Consider the following 16,544-nt stretch of genomic DNA (forward strand, 5'->3'; position numbering starts at 1 on the left):
CCACTGAGTGGCGATTACAGGAAACCTGTTATAATCAGGCCAATTGCGCGATTTTTGTTAATTCCATTGAGGACCTTTTATGAGTCAGGCGCTCAGCAATTTGTTGGCATTACTCAATCTGGAAAAGATTGAAGAAGGTATTTTTCGTGGCCAGAGCGAGGACTTAGGTTTACGTCAGGTATTCGGTGGGCAAGTTGTTGGCCAGGCGTTGTATGCCGCCAAAGAAACCGTGCCAGCTGAACGTCTGGTGCATTCATTCCACAGTTATTTTCTGCGTCCCGGCGATAGCCAAAAGCCGATTGTTTATGACGTCGAAACCCTGCGTGATGGCAATAGTTTCAGAGCTCGTCGCGTGGCGGCGATTCAAAATGGCAAACCCATTTTCTATATGACCGCCTCTTTCCAGGCGCCAGAACCCGGTTTTGAACATCAAAAAGCTATGCCTGGAGCCCCTGCGCCGGAAAACCTGAAGTCAGAAACAGAAATCGCCATGGCGTTTGAAAAGCTGCTGCCTCAGAGCCTGAAAGAGAAGTTTCTCTGTGAAAAACCGCTGGAGATCCGCCCGGTAGTGTTCCACAACCCGATGCAAGGGCATGTCGATGAGCCGGTACGCCAGGTGTGGATGCGTGCCAACGGGAAAATGCCAACCGAGTTACACGTCCATCAGTACTTGCTGGGTTACGCCTCTGATTTTAACTTCCTGCCCGTCGCCCTTCAGCCTCACGGCGTCGGTTTCCTGGAGCCGGGCATGCAGGTGGCGACAATCGATCATTCGATGTGGTTCCACCGCCCGTTCGATATGAATGACTGGCTGCTCTACAGCGTTGAGAGTACTTCGGCTTCTAGTGCGCGCGGTTTTGTTAGAGGCGAATTCTATTCACGCGATGGCGTGCTGGTGGCGTCTACGGTGCAAGAGGGGGTTATGCGTAAGCGAGGTTAAGATTGGCTCGCCCTCACCCCGACCCTCTCCCCCAGGAGAGGGAGAAGGTCAGAGAAAACACCGGTTATCCCCTCTCTCTGAGGAGAGGGAGAAAGTCAGAGAAAACATCGGTTATCCCCTCTCTCTGAGGAGAGGGAGAAAGTCAGAGAAAACACCGGTTATCCCCTCTCCCTGGGGAGAGGGCCAGGGTGAGGGGGAAATCATTTATGCGTTGTAAGCATTCTCGCCGTGGCTGTTCACATCCAGGCCTTCACGCTCATGTTCTTCTGGTACACGCAGACCAACTGTCAGGTCAGCCACTTTGAAGCCAATGAACGCGACTACCGCAGACCAGACAATCGTCACACCGATACTTTCCAGTTGCACCAGGATTTGATGGCCCATGGTCACGCCTTGTGCATAGCCCACACCACCCAGTGAAGTTGCGGCAAAGATACCGGTCATGATGCAACCTACGATACCGCACACGCCGTGGACACCGAACACATCACAAGGGTCATCGACACGCAGCCATTTTTTCAGCAGCGTCACACCCCACAAACCGGCCAGACCCGCTACGATACCGATAATCAGTGCACCGCCGACGCCAACATAACCACACGCTGGAGTGATACCGACCAGACCTGCAATGGCACCGGAACACGCGCCCAGCAGAGAAGGTTTGCCACGCAATGCCCACTCACCAAATACCCAGCCGAGGACGGCAGCGGCAGTTGCAACAACCGTATTCACAAAGGCCAGAGCGGCGATTTCGTTTGCAGCACTTGCCGAACCGGCGTTGAAGCCAAACCAGCCGAAGTAGAGGATCGCAGTACCGGTAAACACCATCGGTAAGTTGTGCGGTTTGAACGCTTCTTTACCGTAGCCAACACGTTTGCCAATCAGGTAAGCACCTACCAGGCCCGCAACCGCGGCATTGATATGGACGACAGTACCACCCGCGAAGTCCATTGCACCGTGTGTTGCCAGTAAGCCACCACCCCACACCATATGGGCAATCGGCACATAAGAGAGCGTCAGCCAAATCACGACGAAAATCAGCACCGCTGAGAAGCGAATACGTTCAGCCAGCGCGCCAACAATTAGGCCCACGGTGATACAGGCGAAGGAACCCTGGAACGCCACATGAATATATTGGTAGAAAGAGCCCATCAACGCGGTGAGCTGAATATTCTTCAGCAATACCCAGTCGAAGTTACCAAAGAAGCTGCCACCGGAGCCAAAGGCCAGGGTATAGCCATAAACCACCCACAGCACACAAACCAGCGCAAACGTGACCGTTATCTGAGTCAGCATCGACAGCACGTTTTTGGAGCGAATCAGGCCACCGTAAAACAGCGCCAGCCCAGGTATTGTCATAAACAGCACCAATGCGGTGCTAATCATCATAAAGGCGTTGTCTGCTTTATCGGCCACAGCGGGTGCCGCAAGCGCGATTGATGGCGCAAGTGCCAGGGCTACAACGCCTAAGATAGAGGCTAATTTCTTCATTTTTTCCATCCCTTTCACGAGTGGCAAGACGATTACAGTGCAGCTTCGTCGGCTTCGCCGGTACGAATGCGGATGACGCGTTGCAGTTCAGCAACAAAAATTTTGCCATCGCCAATCTTGCCGGTGTAGGCAGCTTTGCTAATGACATCAATCACTTCATCAAGTTGATCATCGGCAATTGCCACATCAATTTTCACTTTAGGCAGGAAATTGACGCTGTACTCAGCACCGCGGTACAACTCTGCGTGACCTTTCTGGCGGCCAAAGCCTTTAACCTCGGTAACAGTCAGCCCTTGAATACCGATTGAAGACAGCGCTTCGCGTACATCTTCGAGTTTGAACGGTTTGATCACCACGGTAACCAGCTTCATAGATCCCCTCCAGTCAGAATTGGGTAATTGCCCTTGCAACACTGATTACATAAAGCAAAGGCCATGCCAAAAATGAAACACAGGTTTTTTCAGCGCGTTAAGCCGCGCCGAATAAGGGTTGATGGGGAAGGAATAACGATGACTGGGATTAAGAAAGTTCTTAGGTAATAAAAACGCACCATTTCAGTGCATGGTGCGTTTCGCTTCTGCACCAATGGAGATGCCCATTGGATTTATGCGTGCTTTTGGTGCATCAAGCGGTGGCAGGCTCTTCGCGAGTTGCCGCGGCTAATTCTTCACCTGCCAGTTGCAGCTGGTACATCTGCCAGTAACGGCCCTGTGCTGCCAGCAATTCACTGTGCGTACCACGTTCAACAGCCTGCCCACGGTGCAACACCAGAATGGTATCGGCATCGGTAATGGTCGATAAACGGTGAGCAATCACCACCAGCGTGGTGTGCTCACGCACCGCGGCCAGCGCATGTTGAATGGCCTGCTCGGTGCCGGAGTCGATATTTGCTGTTGCTTCATCGAGGATCAAAATCTGCGGTGCATCCACCAGCACGCGTGCCAGAGCCAGTAATTGCTTCTGACCAACAGACAAGTTATTGCCCTGCTCGCCCAACCGCGTGTAGATGCCATCACTCATGGTGCGAGCCAGTTCTGCCAGTTGCACCGTTTCCAGCGCTTGCCAGACCGCCGCTTCGCTGATGTCGCGCCCTAGCGTGACGTTAGCAAAGAAAGAGTCCGCCAGTACCACCGGATCTTGTTGCACCATCGCTACACCCTGGCGCAGCACACTATGGCTCAGCGTATCCAGAGGGCGGCCATCAAGACGAATTTCACCGTTGGTCAGCGGGTAATAGCCCATCAACAAGTTTGCGAGGGTACTTTTCCCACTTCCGGTATGTCCCACCAGCGCCACAAAACTACGCGCCGGGACATCAAGGTGAATATCCTGCAATACCAGACGGTCACCGCGATAGGCGAAAGAGACGTTATCCACCTCGATATGGCCGCTTTCCAGCGGGCGAGTATCGTTGCCGTAATCCTGGCGCTTACCGTCCATTAATTCGAACACGCGTTCACCTGCCACCACTGCCTGTTGCAGCATCGATTGTTGCGTGGTGAGTTCAATCAGCGGCTCGTTAAGACGCCCCAAATAGTTGATAAACGCGTATAACACGCCAACTTCAATGGTGCCAACTGAGGTGAAACCGAACAGCATCAGCAAGCCGCACAGCACCATTGCGGAAAACAGGCTCAACAACGGTCGTAATAAAAAACCATCGAGGCGCAAGGTTTGCATCCGCGCTAAATAGTGCGAACGGCTCGCCGCCCCCATCCGCTCGCCAAATCTTGCCTGTTGGCGGAACTGCTGGATGACGCTCATCCCGTTAATCACTTCGTTAAAGCCATCGTTGATATCCGCCAGATAGCTACGCACCCGGCGCACAATCGGTGTGCTGTAACGCTGGTAGATAAACATCACGATGATCACCGCCGGGAAGATGCAGACCGCCACCGACGCCATGCGCCAGTCGAGGCTGAACATCGCCACCAGCATCGCGCCAATCAGTGCGGCACTGCGCAATACTGTCGCAACGACCGTCACGTAGAGATCGCGAATGACTTCGGTGTCGTTGGTAACACGGGAAATTAATTGCCCAACCGGCTGGGTATCAAAGGTACTCAGTGGCTGGCGCAATGCGGCATCCATCACGTCAGTACGCAGCTTTTGTACTACGCCAACAGCGGCCTGGTTAAATAATAAAGCCTGCCAGTAATGCAGCGTCGCCGCCGAAATTGACAGCAACAGGTAGGCTGTTCCTAGCCCCGCTGCCGCCGCAATCGGCATGCGATGCTCAGACACCATGTTATCAATAAAATAACTCACTAAAATCGGGCCGCTGACTTCGGCAGCCGCCGCAATCCACAACATCACTACCGCCCCTGCGAGCGGTTTACGCCACGGTGAGCCATATGCCAGCAGGCGTTTGATGGTTGGCCATTGCTGTATGGATTTACGCATTGGCAGGTTCCTCGTCTACCGTCGTTTCTGGCGCATCATCCAGCGCCGCTTCCAGTTGTTGATAACGATACATGTCGCGATACCAACCAGACTTCCCTACCAGCACATCGTGATTGCCGCGTTGGGCAACATGCCCGTGCTGCATCACGAGGATTTCACTGGCTTCGGTCAAAGCCGACAGACGGTGCGCGCTAATAATAACGGTGCGGTTTTCGCCCCACTGGCGCAGGTTATGCAGGATTTGGTGCTCGGTACGCCCGTCAACGGCAGAAAGCGCGTCGTCGAGGATCAAGATTTCTGCATCAAGCAATAATGCACGAGCGATAGAAATACGCTGTTTCTGGCCGCCGGATAGCATCACGCCACGCTCACCGACTTCAGTTTCGTAACCTTGTGGTAAACGCAGAATATCGTCATGAACGCTGGCAAGCCTGGCAACATGTTCAATTTCCTGCTGCGTGGCGCCCGGTTTGCCCAAAGCAATATTGCTGGCCACCGTGTCAGAGAACAAGAATGGTGTCTGATTGACCACCGCCAGACGGCTACGCCAGGAGTCGAGCTGCATCTGCACCAGCGGAATACCATGGAAACAAATCTCACCCTGGTCGATCTCAAAATGACGCTGGAGCAAGGACAGAATGGTACTTTTCCCGGCGCCCGTTGGGCCACATAACCCCAACATTTCGCCTGGTTTTAAGGTGAAGGAGACATTTTCAAGTGTCGGGCGTGCGGTTTGCGGATAGTGGAACGCCTGAATATTCGCTTCAACTGTACCGCGACCGGCTGGCGCTTCTTTGGCGCCATCGGTGACTGACGGCGCTTCGGAGAGCATGCTGCGAATTCGGCTGTACGCCGCACTGCCGCGCTCAACAATATTGAACATCCACGCCAGCGCCAGCATCGGCCAAATCATCAGGCCGAGGTACATCACAAAGCTGGTGAGTTGCCCAAGGGTGAGCGAACCCTGAATCACCATCCAACTGCCGCCGCCGATCGCCAGCAGGTTTGCGGTGCCGATGGTGATATAAATCGTCGGATCAAAGCGCGCATCCACCCGCGCCACTTTCATGTTTTTCTCGCCAGCATCTTTGGCTTCAGCGGCAAACAGCGCGGATTGGCGGTCTTCAAGACCAAAGGCTTTAATCATGCGGATGCTGGATAAACTTTCCTGCGTGCGGTCATTTAGCGTTGAGAATGCGGCCTGGGCGAGTTTGAAGCGTTGATGTAATTGGTCGCCATAACGTTTGATGACCAGCGCCATAACTGGCATAGGTAACAGCGCGAGCAGCGTCAACTCCCAGCTGATTTGCGTCGACATCACGATTAATACCGCGCAGCCCATCACCAGCGAATCCACCAGCGTTAACACGCCTTCACCTGCAGCAAAAACCACGCGATCAACATCGTTTGTCGCGCGTGCCATTAAGTCACCGGTGCGGTGACGTAGATAAAACTCGGGATGATGGCGGCTCAACTGGCGGTAATAATCTTCGCGCAATTCAACGGCAAGCTGGTAGCTTGCCCCGAACAACAGCACGCGCCAGACGTAACGTAGGATGTAGACGATCACCGCGATAACCAGTATCACGCCAATCCACATCAGCACGTCGCTGCCAGAAAGGCGCTGTTGAGTCACACCATCGACAATTACGCCCACCAGTTTTGGCGGCACAAGTTGCAAGATAGCAATGATAATAAGCAAGGCGACAGCCCCGAGATAGCGTCGCCATTCGCGGGTGAAGTACCAGCTTAATTGAGCAAATAATCGCACGCAGTCAAATTCCTGAGAAATACTAGTGAAATGCTATTGAGGCCGGAGAACCTAACTTAGCGTTCCAGTGGCAAGGCCGTGGTGTATTTTATCTGTTCCATGGCAAAACTCGAAGTCACGTCGGTTAAACCAGGAATACCATTCACCAGCCGTTTGTAAAAATCATCGTACCGTTTCATGTCTTCTACCTGTACACGCATCAGGTAGTCGTACTCCCCCGCCATGCGCCAGAAACCGAGCACTTCAGGCATCTGCTCCACGACAGAAACAAATTTGCAGTACCACTCACTGCTGTGGTGTTGGGTTTTTATCAACACAAATGCTGTCAGACCGAGGCCGAGTTTTTCCGGGTCTAATAACGCAACTTTGGCGCGGATGATGCCGTCGTCTTCCAGCCGTTTCAGGCGTTTCCAGCAGGGTGTGGTAGTCAGATTAACGGCATCAGCGAGTGCCTGCAAAGAGAGGGTGCAGTCTTTTTGCAGCAAGGATAGCAGCTTGCGGTCAATTTTATCTAACATGGCGACCTCCGGGAGAAATTTTTTCTCCATTGAACGTTCCTGACAGGCTAAAAGGCAACTTTTTTATCTCATTTTTGCATTACTCTAGGCACAAATAGACAAACGAAAATTCATACGGACAACAACATGACCAGCATCTGGGTAAACCACGCAATAAGCGAAATTAACGCCGATTACCAACGTTCCGCCGATACACATTTAATTCGCCTGGCGCTGCCTGGTTTTCCCGGTATTCAGCTGTATCTGAAAGATGAAAGTACGCATCCAACAGGTAGCCTGAAACATCGTCTTGCCCGTTCGCTGTTTTTATATGGTTTGTGTAACGGCTGGATTAAAGAAGGCACCACCATCATTGAGGCGTCTTCCGGTTCTACCGCTGTTTCAGAGGCCTATTTTGCCCGTTTGTTAGGGCTGCCTTTTATCGCCGTGATGCCCGCCTACACGGCGAAACGTAAGGTTGAACAAATTGAGTTTTATGGTGGCCGCTGCCATTTCGTGGAAAACGCCTGCGAAATTTACGCGGCTTCTGAAACGCTGGCTCGCGAACTGAACGGCCATTATATGGATCAGTTTACTTACGCCGAACGCGCCACCGACTGGCGTGGCAATAACAACATTGCCGACAGTGTTTTCCGCCAGATGGAACATGAGCCTAATCCAGTGCCTGAGTATATTGTGATGAGCGCCGGTACCGGCGGCACTTCCGCAACGATTGGCCGTTATTTGCGCTACCTGGGGTATCCGACGCAACTGGCGGTTGTCGACCCGCAAAATTCAGTGTTCATGGATTATTGGCAGAACCGCGATTGCAGCCTGCGCAGTGCTATCGGCAGTAAAATTGAAGGGATTGGCCGCCCACGCTGCGAGCCATCGTTCATCCCGGATGTTATCGACGAAATGATGCGTGTCCCTGATGCGGCCAGTATTGCCACGATGCAATGGCTGGAAACGATACTGGGCCGTAAAGTCGGCGCATCGACCGGCACCAATATGTGGGGTGTGTTGCAGCTTGCCGCACGGATGCGTGATGAAGGGCGCACCGGTTCTATTGTGACGTTGCTTTGTGACAGCGGTGAACGTTATCTGGAAACCTATTACAACGCGGATTGGGTGAAGGCGAACATCGGCGATGTTGCGCCGTGGATGGCTGAAATTCACAAACAGGTGGCTGCACAATAGAATCCACAGGCGAGAAGTGAGGTATTATTGTTCTCCCCAAAAAGGACACTGAAAGGAACTCACTGTGCATATTCACGCTTCTCTTCGCTTTCCACGCCGGTTAGTTGACCGGCGTTTGTTACTGAGTCTCAGCCTGGCAGGCTTCTTCGTGGTTCATTCAACACATGCGGCCTCGTTCGATTGCAGCAAAGCGACAACGGACATCGAACACGCTATTTGTGATAACGAAACACTGAGCCAGCTCGACAGTACTCTCAATGAAAAATACCAAACGGCAATGGCGAACCTGTCTGATGAAGGGGCAAGTGAGTTACGCAAAAACCAGCGTAGCTGGCTAAAAGAACGCGATGCGTGTAACGCCGATGCGGCTTGCCTGGAAAACCTGTTTAACCAGCGTAAATCCAGTCTACAAGCAACAACGCAACAGGCGGAAACTCAACTCGACGCGATTATTGCCAGTATTCCTGCCGATCCGGCAAATGCCGCTTATCAGTTGAAGCAGTATCGTGGCCCGCTTGCCTCCGCATGGCTGGTCTACCTCAATCGTTTTGAACCCACCAGTGGCGTCACGGCGGAAGAAGCGAAACAACGCCACCAGGTTGCGGTCACCGCGTTAAATAAACAGAACGACTTTGCAGCCTCATTGCTGAAAGATATTGAGAACGATCCTAAAACCAGCAAGAACGTTGCCGTACTGACCTTTCTGCGCATGACCATTGAGCAGGGCAGGTATGATGAAGTCCCTCCCCGCCCTGATGTTCATTGCTTTGTTTTTAGCCGCCAGGGCGATGCGGCTTATCGCGCTTTTGGGGCATTATGGGGTTCCTCTCGCGATAGCCAGGCCCCTATCTGCCCACCGCAAGGCAATCTTTTTGAACTACCTGCGTGGAAGCAGCTTAATAAAATCCTCGATCCAGTCATGAGTGCTGCGTACCCAAATTCGGGTACCATTCGTTATGCCAGCTATGCGGATTGGGCGATACTCCGGCTGCGTGCAACGCTCTCACCCACCGATTTCCTTAAGCCAATTGAAGGTCAATCGCAGGAATCCCCTGAGAAGAGAATTAGCGAATGGGATGACAAAAGCTGGCCAAAGGTGCAACGTGAACAGCTACTTATCGCGATAGATCCGGCACGTAAAGCGACGATGGAGTGGCTACAAACAGAGCGAAAATTCACCGCCAGCGATGCCAGTAAAGCCTCAACAGCTATCGTTAATGCGTGGTTAAATGAGCAACTGGATTATCTCAGCGAGAATTTGTCGACAGGGGATCAGTGACGAATTATTCAGGCAATAACGAAAAAAAAGCCGGGCTAATGCCCGGCTGGCTTAATGCCTTATCATTCGGGGGAATAAGTGAGGTTTGGTGTATCAAGCCAATGAGTCAAATAATGAGAAACGGCCTGTTTTTGGCAATGACCAATAACAGGTAAATGCGGTAAATCTGCTTTCAGTTGTGCCATCGCGTTGCCCATGATTAATCCATGACCCACGCTTGAGAGCATTTCGCGGTCGTTCATCGCGTCGCCAAATGCCATACAATCTTTCATCGTCAGGCCAAGATGCTGACTTAATACCTTCAGCGCCGAGCCTTTGTTGCAGCCCACCGGTAACACTTCTAAGCAATCTACCGCCGAGAAACAGAGAAACGCGCGGTCACCCAGCGCCTCTTCCAGTTGAACTTTCAGCCGTAGCAGGTCATCGTGCGGGCCACAGAAACAGGTCTTCGTCACTTCATCAGAAGGGATGCGTTTTACATCAACAATTTTCGGGCTAAAGCCGCTGTAAACGTGGGCGTTGAGCATTTCCCCAACTGCATATTCCGTTAACCAGCCGGTGTCATTAAACACGTGCAGGCTAGCCTGGGTTTCCCACTGCCCGTGAATCACGGTTTCCGCTGCCTCTGCTGCAAGATCCTGGCGGTGCAGAAGTTCGCCTTCCGTTGAGTGAATGCGTGTCCCGTTGCCGGTTATCAAAAACGCTTCCAGTGAGAGTTTGTTCAGGACATGGCGCATTTCCAGCACATGGCGACCCGTGGCAAATGCGAGTGTCATCTGGCGTTCATCGCGCAACCGGTTTAGGGTACGCACCGTTTCTTCGCCCAAAAGATGATTGGGCATTAACAACGTACCATCCATATCAAATGCAGCCAGACGAGCCATGTTTACCCCGATTTGTGACGACTAAAACACAGCTGGCAGTATCACCTGGTATATACGGAACTAATAGTGAATACTTTTTTAAAATTGTTCCGGGTTTAACTATGCGACTACTCAATCGACTCAACCAATTTCAACGTTTGTGGCAACCCTCGGCGGGGGAAATTCAACACGTCACCGTAGCGGATTTGGCCGCTCGCTGTTTTTGCAGTGAACGCCATGTGCGAACGTTGCTCAATCAGCTACAGGATGCGGGGTGGTTAACCTGGGAGGCGAAGTCCGGGCGCGGGAAACGCGGCACCCTGACATTTTTGGTGACGCCGGAAAGCGTTCGTTCAGGAATGATGGAACAGGTGTTGCACAAAGGACAGCATCAGAATGCGCTCGAACTGGCGCAGATCGCACCGGAACAACTGCGCCATTTGCTGCAACCATTTTTAGGTGGGCAGTGGCAAAATGATACGCCGACGCTACGTATTCCCTATTATCGTCCGCTAGAACCTTTGCAGCCGGGTTTTCTGCCAGGTCGTGCCGAGCAGCATTTAGCTGGGCAAATCTTTGCTGGCCTCACCCGATTCACCTCCTCTGGCACGCTCCCACAACCTGACCTTGCTCATCATTGGGAAGTCTCCGAAGACGGCCTGAACTGGAACTTTTTTATTCGCTCCACACTTCACTGGCACAACGGCGAGCCAGTGGAAAGCACGCAATTACAGCAACGTTTAATGATGCTGCTGGCACTTCCGACAATGCGGCATCTGTTTGTCAGCGTGAAAAGCATTGAGCTCGCCCATACGCAATGCATCCGTTTTGTGCTGCATAGCCCCGACTACTGGCTGGCTCATCGGCTGGCGAGTTATTGCAGCCGCCTGGCCCACCCAGAAGATGACCAAATCGGCTGCGGGCCATTTCGCATCAGCAGCTATAAAGAGAGTCTGGTACGCATCGAGAGCTTTGAGTCTTACCATCTCGGCCATCCGTTACTCAAAGCAGTGGAATACTGGATTACCCCACAATTGTTCGACACCGAACTAGGCACCAGTTGCCGCCATCCGGTGCAAATTGCCATTGGGCAACAAGATGAACTGGTCCATCTTCGCCCTGTCAGCAATAGCATCAGCCTCGGCTTTTGTTATCTGGCAGTGAAGCAAAACAGCAACTTGTCACCAGAGCAGGCGCGCTTTCTGATGCAGGTAATCCACCAGCAACAGTTGATCGCCAGCCTGCCCGTCGATGAATCGCTGATTATGCCAAGCGTTGAGATGATCCCCGGCTGGAAAATTCCCGAGTGGACTCAGTGCGACGCGGTTGCTCTGCCGCCACAAGTGACGCTGCTTTATCATTTGCCGGTTGAATTGCACGTGATGGCCCAGCAGCTTAAAACATCTCTTGCTGCCTTAGGTTGTGAATTAACGCTAGTCTTCCACGACGCGAAAAACTGGACCGGGTGTGATGCGTTAGCTGAAGCTGATTTAATGATGGGCGACCGGTTAATTGGCGAGGCACCGGTCTACACGCTGGAGCAGTGGTTACGCAGCGATGTGCTGTGGCCTGCGGTTCTGACTGAAAACCAGTACACCCATTTGCAGGCAACACTCGATACCGTGCAAATCCACCCCGACGAAAATGCCCGCAATACAGGTTTGCAAGAAGTGTTCAGCGCATTAATGCGCGATGCCATCGTGTCGCCACTGTTTAATTACCGTTACCAGATTAGTGCGCCGCCAGGTGTAAATGGCATTGAATTGAACGCCTGGGGTTGGTTCGATTTTACTCAGGCGTGGTTACCGCCACCGACCATGGTTTGAAAACAATGGCGTCAAGGAGCTGGGCAGCCATACGCCCACGCGTTACCATATATTTTTAGTTGTTTAACAGGATTACACATGAAACGTGCAGTTGTCGTCTTTAGTGGTGGCCAGGACTCCACAACCTGCCTGATTCAGGCATTACAACAGTATGATGAAGTCCACTGTGTGACGTTTGATTATGGCCAGCGCCACCGTGCTGAGATTGACGTTGCCCGTGAGCTTGCTCTGAAACTGGGCGCGCGTGCGCATAAAGTTCTCGATGTCACTTTGCTGAACGAACTGGCTGTCAGCAGCCTGACGCGTGACAGCATCCCGGTGCCCAATTACGATCCGACAGAAAATGGCATTCCAAGCACTTTCGTACCCGGTCGTAATATTCTGTTCCTGACGCTAACCGCGATTTATGCCTATCAGGTTGAAGCGGAAGCGGTGATTACCGGCGTTTGCGAAACTGATTTCTCAGGTTACCCGGATTGCCGCGATGAATTCGTGAAAGCGCTCAATCATGCAGTCAGCCTCGGTATGGCGCGGGATATTCGTTTTGAAACGCCGCTGATGTGGCTGGATAAAGCAGAAACCTGGGCGCTGGCAGATTACTGGCAGCAACTGGATTTGGTACGCCAGCAAACCCTGACCTGTTACAACGGCATTCAGGGGGATGGCTGCGGTGAGTGTGCGGCCTGCAACCTGCGGGCTAACGGGTTAAACCATTACCTGGCAGATAAATCTGCGGTCATGGCCGCCATGAAGCAGAAAACGGGTCTGAAGTAATTCAGCGGGCGTGGTTTTGCCACGCCCCATCAGTTATTCCATCATCTGCACTAACTTCTCGCGCAGTTCTCCTTCCAGCGGCACCGACTTCTGAGTTTTCAAATCGATACACACGAATGTCAGCAGCGCGTCCGCCACAACCTCGCCTTCAGGCTCAAGTTTAACCACCTGGCTTAAAACACCGCTTTTGCCATTGAGTTGTTGCAGGGAGCTTTCAATGCGTAATACATCACCAAGCACTGCCGGACGGCGGTAGTTAATATTGATGTTTACCACGATGAACGCAATGTTGTGGGCCGTCATCCATTGGAAACCCGCTGCGTTCTCCAGCCCTTCCCAACGGGCTTCTTCAAGGAACTCAAGGTAGCGGGCATTGTTAACATGCTGATAGAAATCAAGATGGTAACCCCGAACTTTGATTTGTGTTTGCATAGCGCTAAAACCCTATTTTTAGTTTTGGTCATCAGGTGAAGTAAACAGGCCACACCAAACTGGTATGACCTGTCATTTAGCATAGCAAACTTTTTAACGTATGCGAGTAACGGGGCTAATCCGTCAGAGCTTAATGCGAGACAGATTGCGTTCGACTAACGCGCTGCCAATCCCTGGCACCTCCTGTAATTGCTCAATCGCCTTAAATGGGCCGTACTCTTCACGATAGCTCACAATCGACTGAGCTTTCTTCAGCCCCACACCATTCATCGCCTGCGCCATAGCTTCTGCACTGGCAGTGTTAATACTTACTACGCCATCGTCGGCATCACCTTGCTTCGCGGTGGTGACAGGTGCGGCTGGGGTTTTATCGCTTTGTTGCTGAGCCGCTTCATTTTTGACGGCAGCCGGTGCTGCTGTAGCCAGAGAGCACGCGCTGGCACCGATAAGAGCTACCGCAATGCAGACTGCTTTCATTCCGCTTTTGATTCCTGTTTTCATGCTGTTCCTCCTTGTGTGTTGACAGCGAATTAACCTTAACGGGAGGGAAAAACAGGGGCAAATGGCAATCTTCAAATGTGGAAAAGGCCGCGAAAGCGGCCTTTGAATGTTGCAGAGCGTTGCACTGGAGTGCGAGCAACGCCGAAGAACGTTACTGCTGTTCGATGCTGTCGCCCATCTTGATTTTGGCTTCTTTGCGCAGATTGGTCATCAACGCTTCGAAAGCAATTTGGGCATTGTTCTGGGTGATACCTTGTACCATTGCTTTTTTCTGCTCAGCTGGCATATCACCGGGTTTAACTTCATCGACCGCTAACAGAACAACGTTACCCTGCATGTCGTTAGCCACGCCGAAGGAAGGCTTGTCTTTAGCTGGTAATGGCAGAGTGAAAGCAGCCTGGCTGATTGGGTCCTGGCCAGTACGCGCCAGCGTTTTTGCGGAACCGAAGCTCAAACCTGCAACTTTCATCGCTTCGTCGCCTTTACCCAGTTTCAGTTCGTTCAGGATTTTATCTGCATTCAGCTTCGCTTGTTGCTCAGCTTTTTGGTGTTTAACCTGTGCGATAACCTGCTCACGAACTTCAGCTAACGGTTTAATTGCTTCTGCTTTATGTTCTGCTACACGCACCACGAAAGCACGGTCACCCTCAACGGTAATGATGTCAGAGTTGCTTCCTGGCGTACCGTTAGCACCGACCAGAGCACCATTGAAAATAGCATCTGAAACCGGTTTGAAGTTCAGCTCTGCCGGTAAGTTATCGTGACCGAACCAGCCAGTCTCAACCGCTTTAACGCCAGCGACTTTTTCAGCACTTGCCAGAGATTCGTTATCGTTGCTTGCCGCGTCGCTTACTTTCTGTTGCAGCGCGTAGTAAGCATCAACCGCTTTATCTTGCTTCACTTTCGCCGTAATCGCGTCTTTTACTTCAGACAGCGGTTTGGTTTGCGCAGGCTGAACGTCGTCGAGGCGGACAACCAGGAAACCAACAGAAGATTTGATCACACCAGAAAGCTGGCCTTTGTCTTTCAGACCTGCATTTTTCAGCTCGTCCGGTGTAGTGCCTGGCTCCAGCCAACCCATGTCACCACCCTTACGTGCAGAGATGATGTCCGCAGATTTTTCTTTAGCCAGTGCAGCAAAGTCAGCACCTTTGCTCAGCTCATCAAGCACCGCTTTAGCTTCGGCTTCAGTTTTGGTCTGAATCACGCTGTAGCGATTACGCTGAGGCTGAGTGAACTCGTCCTGATGCTGGTCGTAGTACGACTGGATATCAGCATCTGCGACTTCCACTTTCTGAGACGCCGCATCAAGCATGATGTAGCTGACCCGGAATTGCTCAGGAGCGATGTAGTTGTTTTTGTTTTGCTCGTAGCTGGAGTTAATTTCCTGCTCGGTAACTTCTTGCTTTGCAGCCAGTGCGTTCACATCAATTGTGGCTTCACGAACGACACGCTGCTGTGATACCAGGGCTGCCAGCTCATCAGTTTCACCGGTCAGCATGAAATCGGTGCCAACGACGGCGTTAATCAGTTGCTGAGTGGTCAGTTGATTGCGAAGTGCCTGCGCGTATTGATCGGGTGTCATGCCCATGTTGTTGAGGATGGAGGTATAACGCGCGTTATCAAACTTGCCGTTGTTCTGGAATGCCGGCTCTTTAAAGATGGCTTGTTTGATTTGTTCGTCGCTGATACCAAGGCCAAGGTGTTTGGCGTATTGATCCATTAATGCTTCATCAACCATGCGTGACAGCACCTGCTGACGCATCTGCTTAATGTAGCCTTCGTTGCCAGCCAGCACAGAGTACTGTTCGCCCAGTTGCTGCTGTTGACGATTACGTTCGCTAGCAACGGCGTTTTCAAACTGACCACGGCTGATTTCTTGACCATTCACTTTTGCGGCATAGTTGGCACTACCGCCAATCAGGTAGCCACTCACGCCAGTCAAAATGAATGACACGATAATGATGCCGAAAATTATCTTGATTACGAGGCTGTTTGCCGCCGTACGTAAATTGTCCATCATGGTGTAACAACACTCCACTGTAGTGTGAATGGTAAACCCAGCGCAGCCGCTAAATGGGCATCCCTGAATATGCGTACTGCTGTGCCGCTGTGTGCAAGCGGGTATTGTGACAAGAAAATGGGTTCAAATCATCAAACATGCGCAAAATTAGGCATCAGCCATAAAAAAAGGCACATCTAACGATGCGCCCTGACCTAACTTTACTCGACTTGCCCTATATCCCCGTCATCATTCAACCCGAATCACGCAGGTTAGGGCTCGCGATATATCAGTTAACAGCTTCTTTCAGCGCTTTACCAGCACGGAAGCCTGGTACTTTTGCAGCCGCGATGGTGATTTCTTTACCTGTTTGTGGGTTACGGCCAGTACGGGCAGCACGTTCACGAACAGCAAAAGTTCCAAAGCCAACCAGTGCCACGTCTTCCCCGGACTGCAGAGATTCGGTAACAGAAGCAATCACAGCGTCTAATGCACGTCCAGCCGCGGCTTTAGAAATATCAGCACCTGCGGCAATTTTGTCTATCAGTTGAGATTTATTCACTCT

At 51.9% G+C, this 16,544-nt stretch carries 15 protein-coding genes; 5 read left to right on the forward strand and 10 right to left on the reverse strand.

Going from position 1 to position 16,544, the window contains the following annotated elements:
* Positions 1-79 precede the first annotated feature (79 nt).
* A complete protein-coding gene (tesB, locus tag MNO13_RS18925; RefSeq protein ID WP_241939140.1) occupies positions 80-940 on the forward strand; it encodes an acyl-CoA thioesterase II in 861 nt (286 codons plus the stop codon).
* Between the two features lie 204 nt (positions 941-1,144).
* Here the strand turns inward: tesB and amtB are convergent, their stop codons facing one another.
* From amtB to MNO13_RS18950, 5 genes are all read right to left on the reverse strand, one after another.
* Positions 1,145-2,431 (reverse strand): ammonium transporter AmtB, encoded by a 1,287-nt coding sequence (gene amtB, locus MNO13_RS18930; RefSeq protein WP_064549103.1) that lies wholly within the window; start codon positions 2,429-2,431, stop codon positions 1,145-1,147.
* A 32-nt stretch (positions 2,432-2,463) separates the two neighbouring features.
* The gene (gene glnK, locus MNO13_RS18935; RefSeq protein ID WP_002891893.1) at positions 2,464-2,802 is read right to left on the reverse strand and encodes a P-II family nitrogen regulator; all 339 of its coding nucleotides are present in this window, start codon (positions 2,800-2,802) and stop codon (positions 2,464-2,466) included.
* 253 nt (positions 2,803-3,055) lie between these two features.
* The gene (locus tag MNO13_RS18940) at positions 3,056-4,834 is read right to left on the reverse strand and encodes a SmdB family multidrug efflux ABC transporter permease/ATP-binding protein (protein WP_064549105.1); all 1,779 of its coding nucleotides are present in this window, start codon (positions 4,832-4,834) and stop codon (positions 3,056-3,058) included.
* Positions 4,827-6,605: a SmdA family multidrug ABC transporter permease/ATP-binding protein gene (locus tag MNO13_RS18945; protein ID WP_241939141.1), complete on the reverse strand. Its 1,779-nt coding sequence runs from the start codon at positions 6,603-6,605 to the stop codon at positions 4,827-4,829. The genes MNO13_RS18940 and MNO13_RS18945 overlap by 8 nt, the downstream gene beginning before the upstream one ends.
* Positions 6,606-6,661: 56 nt before the next feature.
* Positions 6,662-7,123: an Lrp/AsnC family transcriptional regulator gene (locus tag MNO13_RS18950; RefSeq protein ID WP_064549128.1), complete on the reverse strand. Its 462-nt coding sequence runs from the start codon at positions 7,121-7,123 to the stop codon at positions 6,662-6,664.
* Between the two features lie 126 nt (positions 7,124-7,249).
* Here MNO13_RS18950 and MNO13_RS18955 point away from each other — a divergent pair, with 126 nt between their 5' ends.
* Together MNO13_RS18955 and MNO13_RS18960 are read left to right on the forward strand one after the other, a co-directional pair.
* On the forward strand, positions 7,250-8,302 hold the full coding sequence (locus tag MNO13_RS18955) for a PLP-dependent cysteine synthase family protein (RefSeq protein ID WP_133522336.1): 1,053 nt from the start codon (positions 7,250-7,252) through the stop codon (positions 8,300-8,302).
* 64 nt (positions 8,303-8,366) lie between these two features.
* Positions 8,367-9,581 carry a lysozyme inhibitor LprI family protein gene (locus tag MNO13_RS18960; RefSeq protein WP_241939142.1) on the forward strand — a complete coding sequence of 405 codons (1,215 nt, stop codon included), beginning with the start codon at positions 8,367-8,369 and terminating at the stop codon, positions 9,579-9,581.
* Between the two features lie 62 nt (positions 9,582-9,643).
* Here the strand turns inward: MNO13_RS18960 and cof are convergent, their stop codons facing one another.
* The gene (cof, locus tag MNO13_RS18965) at positions 9,644-10,465 is read right to left on the reverse strand and encodes an HMP-PP phosphatase (RefSeq protein ID WP_064549111.1); all 822 of its coding nucleotides are present in this window, start codon (positions 10,463-10,465) and stop codon (positions 9,644-9,646) included.
* A gap of 101 nt (positions 10,466-10,566) precedes the next feature.
* Here cof and MNO13_RS18970 point away from each other — a divergent pair, with 101 nt between their 5' ends.
* The gene (locus MNO13_RS18970) at positions 10,567-12,270 is read left to right on the forward strand and encodes an SgrR family transcriptional regulator (protein ID WP_241939143.1); all 1,704 of its coding nucleotides are present in this window, start codon (positions 10,567-10,569) and stop codon (positions 12,268-12,270) included.
* A gap of 78 nt (positions 12,271-12,348) precedes the next feature.
* Positions 12,349-13,044, forward strand: a complete 696-nt coding sequence (queC, locus tag MNO13_RS18975) for a 7-cyano-7-deazaguanine synthase QueC (RefSeq protein ID WP_064549114.1) — start codon at positions 12,349-12,351, stop codon at positions 13,042-13,044.
* Positions 13,045-13,077: 33 nt separating this feature from the next.
* Here the strand turns inward: queC and MNO13_RS18980 are convergent, their stop codons facing one another.
* The 4 genes from MNO13_RS18980 to hupB all read right to left on the reverse strand — a co-directional run bounded on the left by MNO13_RS18980 (position 13,078) and on the right by hupB (position 16,541).
* Positions 13,078-13,476, reverse strand: coding sequence for a YbgC/FadM family acyl-CoA thioesterase (locus MNO13_RS18980; RefSeq protein ID WP_064549116.1), 399 nt, complete (start codon positions 13,474-13,476; stop codon positions 13,078-13,080).
* Positions 13,477-13,599: 123 nt separating this feature from the next.
* Entirely contained in the window at positions 13,600-13,965 is a 366-nt protein-coding gene (locus tag MNO13_RS18985) for a helix-hairpin-helix domain-containing protein (RefSeq protein WP_064549132.1), read from the reverse strand.
* 163 nt (positions 13,966-14,128) lie between these two features.
* Positions 14,129-16,000, reverse strand: a complete 1,872-nt coding sequence (gene ppiD, locus MNO13_RS18990) for a peptidylprolyl isomerase (protein ID WP_064549118.1) — start codon at positions 15,998-16,000, stop codon at positions 14,129-14,131.
* Between the two features lie 268 nt (positions 16,001-16,268).
* Positions 16,269-16,541, reverse strand: coding sequence for a nucleoid-associated protein HU-beta (gene hupB, locus MNO13_RS18995; protein ID WP_034457998.1), 273 nt, complete (start codon positions 16,539-16,541; stop codon positions 16,269-16,271).
* Positions 16,542-16,544 lie beyond the last annotated feature (3 nt).

This window comes from Buttiauxella ferragutiae, assembly GCF_022637515.1.
Lineage (GTDB): Bacteria > Pseudomonadota > Gammaproteobacteria > Enterobacterales > Enterobacteriaceae > Buttiauxella > Buttiauxella ferragutiae.